Origin of the sequence: Pseudomonas sp. KCJK9000, from assembly GCF_046230725.1 — a bacterium.
Taxonomy (GTDB): domain Bacteria; phylum Pseudomonadota; class Gammaproteobacteria; order Pseudomonadales; family Pseudomonadaceae; genus Aquipseudomonas; species Aquipseudomonas promysalinigenes.
In genome coordinates, this window is sequence record NZ_JBJJLN010000050.1 from 21973 (window position 1) to 29962 (window position 7990).

Below are 7990 nucleotides of genomic sequence, written 5' to 3' on the forward strand. Positions count from 1 at the left end.
GCTTCGCGCCAGTGCGTCGTGGCAATTGCATGCCCCTGACGCACCTGTGAATTCTACCGGTCTAGATGGCCATGTGCGGGAGTGTTCGATGGTTCAGGCAAGCAGTCACGCCGAAGGCGGGCACGCGGGCGAGCAAGGCGCGACGAGGTCTTTGGGCCTGCTGGTAGCGGCTGTTGGGGTTGTCTATGGCGACATCGGTACCAGCCCGTTGTATACCCTGAAGGAGGTTTTCACCGGCGGTTACGGGGTGCCGGTCAACCATGATGGTGTACTTGGGATCCTCTCGCTGATCCTCTGGTCATTGCTGTGGGTGGTGTCGTTCAAATACGTGATGTTCATCCTGCGCGCCGACAACCAGGGCGAGGGCGGTACCATGGCGTTGACCGCGCTGGCACGCCGGGCCACGGCGGCCTACCCGCGCCTGCGCACGCTGATGGTGGTCTGCGGGCTGATCGGCGCTTCGTTGTTCTACGGTGACAGCATGATTACCCCGGCGGTGTCGGTGTTGTCGGCGGTGGAAGGTATGGGCCTGGCGTTCGACGGTATCGACCACTGGGTGGTGCCCATTTCGCTGGTAGTGCTGGTGGCGTTGTTTCTGGTGCAAAAACACGGCACGGACAAGATCGGCAAGCTGTTCGGGCCGATCATGGTGGTCTGGTTCCTGGCGCTGGCGGCATTGGGCGTGCTTGGCATCTCGCAGAGCCCCGAAGTGCTCAAGGCATTCAACCCTGCCTGGGCGGTAAACTTCTTCCTCGTCCACCCTGGCATGGGCGTGGCCATTCTCGGTGCCGTGGTGCTGGCGCTGACCGGAGCCGAAGCGCTGTATGCCGACATGGGCCATTTCGGCCGCAAGCCGATCGCTCGCGCCTGGTTCGCGCTGGTGCTGCCGGCGCTGGTGCTCAACTACTTCGGCCAAGGCGCGCTATTGCTGCAAAACCCCGAGGCTGCTCGCAATCCCTTCTATCTGCTTGCGCCCGGCTGGGCACTGCTGCCAATGGTCGGGCTGGCTACCCTGGCCACGGTGATCGCTTCGCAGGCGGTCATCTCCGGGGCCTTCTCCCTGACCCGCCAAGCCATTCAACTTGGTTATATCCCGCGCATGCAGATCCAGCACACCTCTAGCCAGGAGCAAGGGCAGATCTACATCGGCGCGGTGAACTGGACATTGATGGTCGGCGTAGTCCTGCTGGTGATCGGATTCGAGTCTTCCGGCGCTTTGGCGGCGGCTTACGGGGTGGCTGTGACAGGGACCATGCTGATGACCACCATTCTGGTGTCGGCGGTGATGCTGCTACTGTGGAAATGGCCACCGGTGCTAGCGGTACCGATCCTGGTGGGCTTCCTCTTGGTCGATGGGCTGTTCTTCGCCGCCAACGTGCCGAAGATCGTCCAGGGTGGCGCCTTCCCCGTGTTGGCAGGCGGTGTGCTGTACCTGTTGATGAGCACCTGGAAGCGCGGCAAGCAGATCCTGGTAGAGCGTATCGATGAGGGCGGGCTGCCGCTGCCTATCTTCATCAGCAGTATCCGCGTGCAACCGCCACACCGGGTCGAAGGCACGGCAGTGTTCCTCACTGCGCGGGCTGATGCGGTGCCCCATGCGCTGCTGCACAACATGCTGCACAACCAGGTGCTGCACAGCCAAGTGGTATTGCTGACGGTGGTCAGCGAGGATCGACCGCGGGTGCCGGAGCAGGAGCGGTTCGAAGTCGATGCCTATGGCGATGGCTTCTTCCGCGTGCTGTTGCACTTCGGCTTCATGGATGAACCAGACGTACCGGCGGCCCTGAAGCTGTGCCACTTGGACGACCTGGACTTCAGCCCAATGCGCACCACGTACTTCCTTAGCCGGGAAACCGTGATCGCTTCACGCCTCGAAGGAATGTCACGCTGGCGGGGTAACCTGTTCGCGTTCCTGCTGAAGAATGCCAACGGTAACCTGCGCTTCTTCAACCTGCCGCTGAACCGGGTGATCGAGCTGGGCACCCAGGTAGAGATATGAGTGGGCGGGGCCGCCTGGCGGCCCCGCCTTTTTCAGTTCTGTGCAGCCACGCTGGACTTGCCTTGGCGGGTTTCGATTTCGTCGATCAGGCGCTTGGCGAGCGCGGGGTAGTTTTCGTCGAAGTGGTGGCCGCCTGGCAGCTTCATGCGCTCACCGACTGCAGTTTTGTCGGTGCAGCCACTTTCGTCGGTTTCTTCCACGCCGTACACGCAGACCACCTTGGCCGCGGGCAGTTTGGCCATTTCCGGCCCGGTAGGCGCTTCCTGGCCTTCCTTGCCTAGCCAGCCCTCAACTTCGATCTCGAAGCTGCCGCTGCGCGCGAAGGCCAGCAGCATCACTGCATCGATACGCTGCTGATCCTCTACCGGCAGGCGGTTGTAGATGGCCGGCAATACATCGGCGCCAAACGAGTAACCCGTCAGCACGAAACGCTTGGTGCCCCACTTCTGGCGATAGTGCTGCATCAGCTCCGACAGGTCGGCGGCGCTTTGCTCTGGAGTCTTGTGCTGCCAGTAATAGCGCAAGGTGTCGATGCCGACCACGGGATACCCGAGCTTGGCCATTTCGCCTGCCACGTCGCGGTCCAGGTCACGCCAGCCGCCGTCGCCAGACAGGAACAGGGTGACGGTATCGGTGGTCTGGCCGGCTGGGACTTCTACTACCGGAATGGCCAGGGCGTTGCCGTCGCGGCCCACCAAGGCTTGGGTCAGCTGGGCCTTGAGCACTTGGGGCAGGTGGATGTCGTAGTCGCTGATGCTGGTTTCGGCGTTGGCCTGATCGCGTACGAAGGCGGCGCTGGCGTCGTCCGGGTTGTCGTTCCAGGCCACGTTCCAGTGGCCGTGGGGGGCCGACTTCGGCAGCTCGACCTTGCAGCCAGGCTGCTCCAGGGTGAAGTCCACCGAAACCGCCCGCGCCTTGTCATCGGTTTGGCTGGCCAGCCAGCGCCATGCCTGGGCAGCCCCTGGGCCAATGCCGGCGACCAGCGTCGGTTTGTCAGCGAGTTGGGTCATTGCCTGATCCATCACCGCTTGTTGCTTGGCGCAGTCATTGGGCGGCAGAACCACCTGAACCAGCTGCGCCTCGGCCGCTTGGCTGAGGTCGAGCAACTGCTTGTCGGTCAGGGCCTGGTCCTGGGGCACGCCAATGGCGACCCGGGCCTTGGCGTGAACGCCCGGAGTGACCCGGGTGATGCGGGTGTCGTTGAGGGTCAGTTGCTCCAGCCTAGCCTCGGGGGCAGGGCGGGTCCACAACCAGAAGCCCGCTGCGCCGCCCAGTACGGCCAGCAAAAGAGGAATCAGTACGTAAAGCCAATAGCGTCGGATCATCAGCGTTTCACCAATCCAGTCAGGCCGCCAGCAATCAGGGCGGCAGTATCGGCCAGTGCTACCAGCGGGTCGAGCCCGGCCGGCACGGCCATGTAACGAGGTTCCCAGTCCGGCTGGAACTTGTCCTTGAAGCGCCGCAGGCCTTGGAAGTTGTAGAGCTGTTCACCACGGCGGAACACCATCGAGCCCAGACGCTGGGTCAAGGGCGCGCCACGCCGTGGCTGCAAGCCTGAAAGCGGGACCATGCCCAGGCTGAAACGGCCGTAATCATGGCTTTTGTAATGCAGGATCAGGCCAATCATCATGAACTCCATGGTCAGCTTCGGCGCCTCGGGGTGAGCGCGCATCAGGTCGAGGCTGGCCAGTTCGTTGCTGTGGGTTTCCAGCAGGTTGGCAAATGCCACTGGCCGGCCTTGGAAACGAATCAGAGCGATACGGAAGTGCTGCAGATACTCAGGGCTGAAGCGCCCTAGCGAGAACCCTTTTTCGCGTACGTTCTTGCCACTTAGCCAGGCGTCGGAGATTTCCTTGAGCTCGGCCAGCGGCGCCTGGCCGGGTTCGTGGATTTCCAGGCTTAGGCCATCGCGCCCACCACGGTTCCAGGTGTAGCGCAGGTCCTTCATCTCTTTACCCTTGGCTTCGAGATCGAAGCGGCGCAGGTCGACCCGCGCTTCTTCGCCCAGCTTCAGGGCCGTCAAGCCGATATCCATGTAGAACGGCAGGTTTTCCGCACGCACCTGGTAGAACACCGGGCGGGCGTGGTGAAGGTCGCACAGGTCGCGGAACTGCCAGATCATCTCGGCGCGTTCCTGGGCCGGGCCGATCGGGTCGTACAGTGCCACCAGGCTGCGGCCGCGACGGGCGTACATCAGGAAGGCATTGTCGTTGGGGTGGAAAAGCAACGCCTTGTCGCCGGTCAACGCCAGACCGCCGTCGGGTTGGTCGGACGCCTGCAGGATGCGGTTGGCACGCTGCAATTCGGCTTCATCTGGCAGGTGAATGACCGGGCGTGCGGTGCGCAGCAGCCAGGTGAGGGCGACGATCACCAGCAGTACTGCGCTACCCAGTGCAGCACGCAGACCCCGCGGGGCATCGGCGTCCAGGGTGAATTGCCACCAGAGCTTGTGGGTGTAGGGCACGTCCTGATAGGCGAACAGCAACAGCCATACCGACGCGCCTACCACGCAAGCGCTGGCCACCAGGTAAACCGGTGAGAACGGCAGCTCGAGCAGCCGGCTCGGCCGATAGAACGAGCGGCGGAAAACGGCCAGCAGCGCGGCGGTGAAGGTCAGCAGGCTGGCCTCCTCCCAGTCGAAGCCTTTGAGCAGCGAGAGCAGTGCGCCAACCAACAACAGCACGGTAGTCAGCAGCCAAGCCGCAGACAGCCTACGGCGCAGGCCTTGAGCCAGTAACAGGCAGAGCACGCCAATCAGGCTGGCGCCAAAGTGCGATGCATCGATCAGCCGGTGTGGTACCAGAAAACCCATGTGTTCTAGGCGCGTGTCGATCTCTGGCGTGGCGCCGGAGAACAGCAGCACCACGCCCGAGAGGAACACCAGGATCGCCAGAATCGGCGCACCCAGCCCCGAGGCCGCCTTGATGGCTTGCTGGGCGTAAAGCAGGCGGCGCGCCTCGTTGGCCAGCAGCAACACGCAGGCCAGCAACAGGGGCAGTACCACGTAGATCAACCGGTACAGAAGCAGGGCCGCCGCCAGCGGCGCGGCACCCAGTTGGTCGGCGAAAGCCGCCAGCAGGATCGCCTCAAATACACCCACGCCACCGGGTACATGGCTCAGCACCCCAGCGGCGAGGGCCAGCAGGTAAACCAGTACGAAGGCACCGAAGGGCGGGGCCTCAGGCAGCAGCAGGTAGAGCACGGTCGCGGCAGCAGCGACGTCGAGTGCGGTGATCAGCAACTGCAAGGCGGCCAAGCGGCCACCAGGCAGGCGCAGGGTGCGGCGGCCCAGTTGTACCAGCAGATTGTCGGCCAGCGGTTGCTCCGGCAGGCGTCGGCGGTAGAGCCCGATCACCAGTATGGCGCTCAGAGCCAATACAGCGATGGCGATGCCGGCCAGCACTGTTGTAGGCAAGCGCAGTGCAGCTGACGCTGCGGGAAGGTTGCTCAAGGTGGCCAGTGCAGCCAGAGGTGGCAGCGCCGTACCCAAGGAAAGGCTTGCAAACACGGTCATGCGGGCGACTTCGGCCGCACCCAGACCCTGGCGTGCATACAGGCGGTAGCGCACAGAGCCGCCCGATAGCATCGACAACCCGATCGCGTTACCGATGGCAAAGGCGCTGAAGCCGCCCATCACCAGCGTCCTGGCGGGTAACTTGACGGCTGCGTAACGGCTAGCCGACCACTCGTAACCCAGCAGGATCAAGAAACCCGCCACCGTTGCCAGCAGCGCACCGGTCAGTGACTTTGCCGGGACCTCCAGCATGGCATCGTGCAAGGCATAGATATCCAGTTCACTCAGCAGATGCCGGCATGCGATCAGCGCCATGGCAAACAGCAGCAAGGTCACGGCCAGGCCGATTGGCTGACGGTACCGGCTCACGCGTTCCAGCCAGGGCAAGCGCTGAGCAGCAGTGGGCAGTGCTGCGGCCAGAGGCACTTCAGGTTCAGGGGTGTGCGATGTCATGAGATGCCTCGGGCGTGGTGCGCGAGGACGGGGAGAGCTGCGGCCAAGTGAAAGTCCCTTTGGTAAACGTATCCGGATATTACTCCGGACAACGTTACTTTCAGTCGTCCGGCAGCGTTAAAGATAGTTCATCCACACGTCGTCATCTCAAACGCGCTGCTTTGACGGTGTTGGAAGTTTTTTCGGGTGACTGAACGCAACGAACCCCGCGCTGTTTTTACACAGGCGGGGTTCGTTCTGACGAATATGGTTGCGGGAGCCGGATTTGAACCGACGACCTTCGGGTTATGAGCCCGACGAGCTACCAGGCTGCTCCATCCCGCGTCAGAGGTGCGCATTGTATAGAGTAGGGCATGTAAGTCAAGCACTTACTCCCATCTGGTTTACTATGGTTGGTTTTGCTTTTCTTAGGCCAAAGAAAAAGGCCACTGCGTTAACAGTGGCCTTTTCTTGAATCTGGTTGCGGGAGCCGGATTTGAACCGACGACCTTCGGGTTATGAGCCCGACGAGCTACCAGGCTGCTCCATCCCGCGCCTGTGGAACCGAATTCTACAGTGATCGCCAAGTGTGTCAAGCGCTACTTGTTGATTTACCTTATGTTTTTACGCTGGGTAAAACACGGGCCAAAGAAAAAGGCCACTGCGTGAACAGTGGCCTTTTCTCGAATCTGGTTGCGGGAGCCGGATTTGAACCGACGACCTTCGGGTTATGAGCCCGACGAGCTACCAGGCTGCTCCATCCCGCGCCTGTGAGATCGAATTCTACGCAATTCCTGCCCCATGTCAACATATATCGTAAAAAATCCTTTTTCGTTCAAACTCTTAGCCGCGCTCATGGGCGGCGCAGACGTGGAGGGGCCGCAAAGCCGATACCTCGGGAGACTGTTTCACGGGTGTCGCTATGCGCTACTATCTGTATGAATTTACAGTGGTGGCTATCATCAATGTCCGTGCGCAAGATCATCCATATCGACTGCGATTGCTTTTACGCCGCGATCGAGATGCGTGACGACCCGCGCTTGGCCGGGCGGCCCATGGCGGTGGGTGGCTCGGCAGAGCGCCGTGGGGTGATTGCCACCTGCAATTATGAGGCCCGCGCCTACGGGGTGCGCTCTGCAATGTCGTCCCGGCATGCGCTGAAGCTTTGCCCTGACCTTGAAATCGTCAAGCCACGATTTGAGGCTTACCGGGAAGCCTCGCGGGAGATTCATGCCATTTTCCGTGACTACACCGAATTGATCGAGCCGCTGTCATTGGATGAGGCCTACCTGGACGTCAGTGAAAGTCAGTGGTACGCAGGCAGTGCCACACGAATCGCTGAGGACATTCGCCGACGGGTCGCCCGTACCCTACACATAACGGTCTCTGCGGGTGTCGCGCCTAACAAGTTTCTGGCCAAGATCGCCAGCGACTGGCGCAAGCCCAATGGGTTGTTCGTGATCACCCCCGACCAAGTCGAAGCCTTCGTAGCGGCCTTGCCGGTGGCCAAGCTACATGGTGTTGGCAAGGTCACCGCCGACAAGCTGAGCCGCCTGGGGATAGGCACCTGCCTTGATTTACGTGAATGGTCACGGTTGGCACTGGCCCGCGAGTTCGGCAGTTTTGGCGAGCGCCTTTGGGGGTTGGCCCGAGGGATTGATGAACGAGCCGTGCAAAACGATAGCCGCAGGCAGTCGGTGAGTGTCGAAAACACTTATGACAACGACCTACCGGACTTGGCCAGCTGCCTGGAGCGCTTGCCTGAACTGCTCGACAGCCTCAATGAGCGGATCGCCCGTATGGACAGCAGTTATCGGCCCGATAAACCCTTCGTCAAGGTCAAATTCCATGACTTCAGCCAGACGACGATGGAGCAGGCGGGGGCGGGCAGGGACTTGGAGAGTTACCGTAAATTGCTGGGGCAGGCTTTCGCCCGTGGTGGCAAGCCGGTGCGTTTACTGGGAGTAGGGGCCAGATTACGCGACCTGCGCGGTGCCCATGAACAATTGGAGCTGTTTCCCGTGTCTAGTCCTGAAATAGGTTTC

At 61.7% G+C, this 7990-nt stretch carries 4 protein-coding genes and 3 tRNA genes; 2 read left to right on the forward strand and 5 right to left on the reverse strand.

Annotated elements, in window-relative coordinates:
- The first annotated feature begins 88 nt into the window (after window positions 1–88).
- On the forward strand, window positions 89–1999 hold the full coding sequence (locus ACK59H_RS18770) for a potassium transporter Kup (RefSeq protein WP_060479472.1): 1911 nt from the start codon (window positions 89–91) through the stop codon (window positions 1997–1999).
- 32 nt (window positions 2000–2031) lie between these two features.
- Here the strand turns inward: ACK59H_RS18770 and ACK59H_RS18775 are convergent, their stop codons facing one another.
- From ACK59H_RS18775 to ACK59H_RS18795, 5 genes are all read right to left on the reverse strand, one after another.
- Window positions 2032–3324 (reverse strand): virulence factor family protein, encoded by a 1293-nt coding sequence (locus ACK59H_RS18775; RefSeq protein ID WP_060479471.1) that lies wholly within the window; start codon window positions 3322–3324, stop codon window positions 2032–2034.
- Window positions 3324–5966 (reverse strand): bifunctional lysylphosphatidylglycerol flippase/synthetase MprF, encoded by a 2643-nt coding sequence (mprF, locus tag ACK59H_RS18780; RefSeq protein ID WP_409264769.1) that lies wholly within the window; start codon window positions 5964–5966, stop codon window positions 3324–3326. The genes ACK59H_RS18775 and mprF overlap by 1 nt, the downstream gene beginning before the upstream one ends.
- A gap of 247 nt (window positions 5967–6213) precedes the next feature.
- Window positions 6214–6290 (reverse strand) — tRNA-Met (locus tag ACK59H_RS18785).
- A gap of 133 nt (window positions 6291–6423) precedes the next feature.
- Window positions 6424–6500: transfer RNA gene (locus ACK59H_RS18790), tRNA-Met, on the reverse strand.
- A gap of 135 nt (window positions 6501–6635) precedes the next feature.
- Window positions 6636–6712: transfer RNA gene (locus ACK59H_RS18795), tRNA-Met, on the reverse strand.
- 204 nt (window positions 6713–6916) lie between these two features.
- On the opposite strand from ACK59H_RS18795, the gene dinB reads away from it, so the two are divergent.
- Window positions 6917–7990: DNA polymerase IV (dinB, locus tag ACK59H_RS18800; RefSeq protein WP_196375144.1), on the forward strand; the 1074-nt coding region annotated here is incomplete at its 3' end.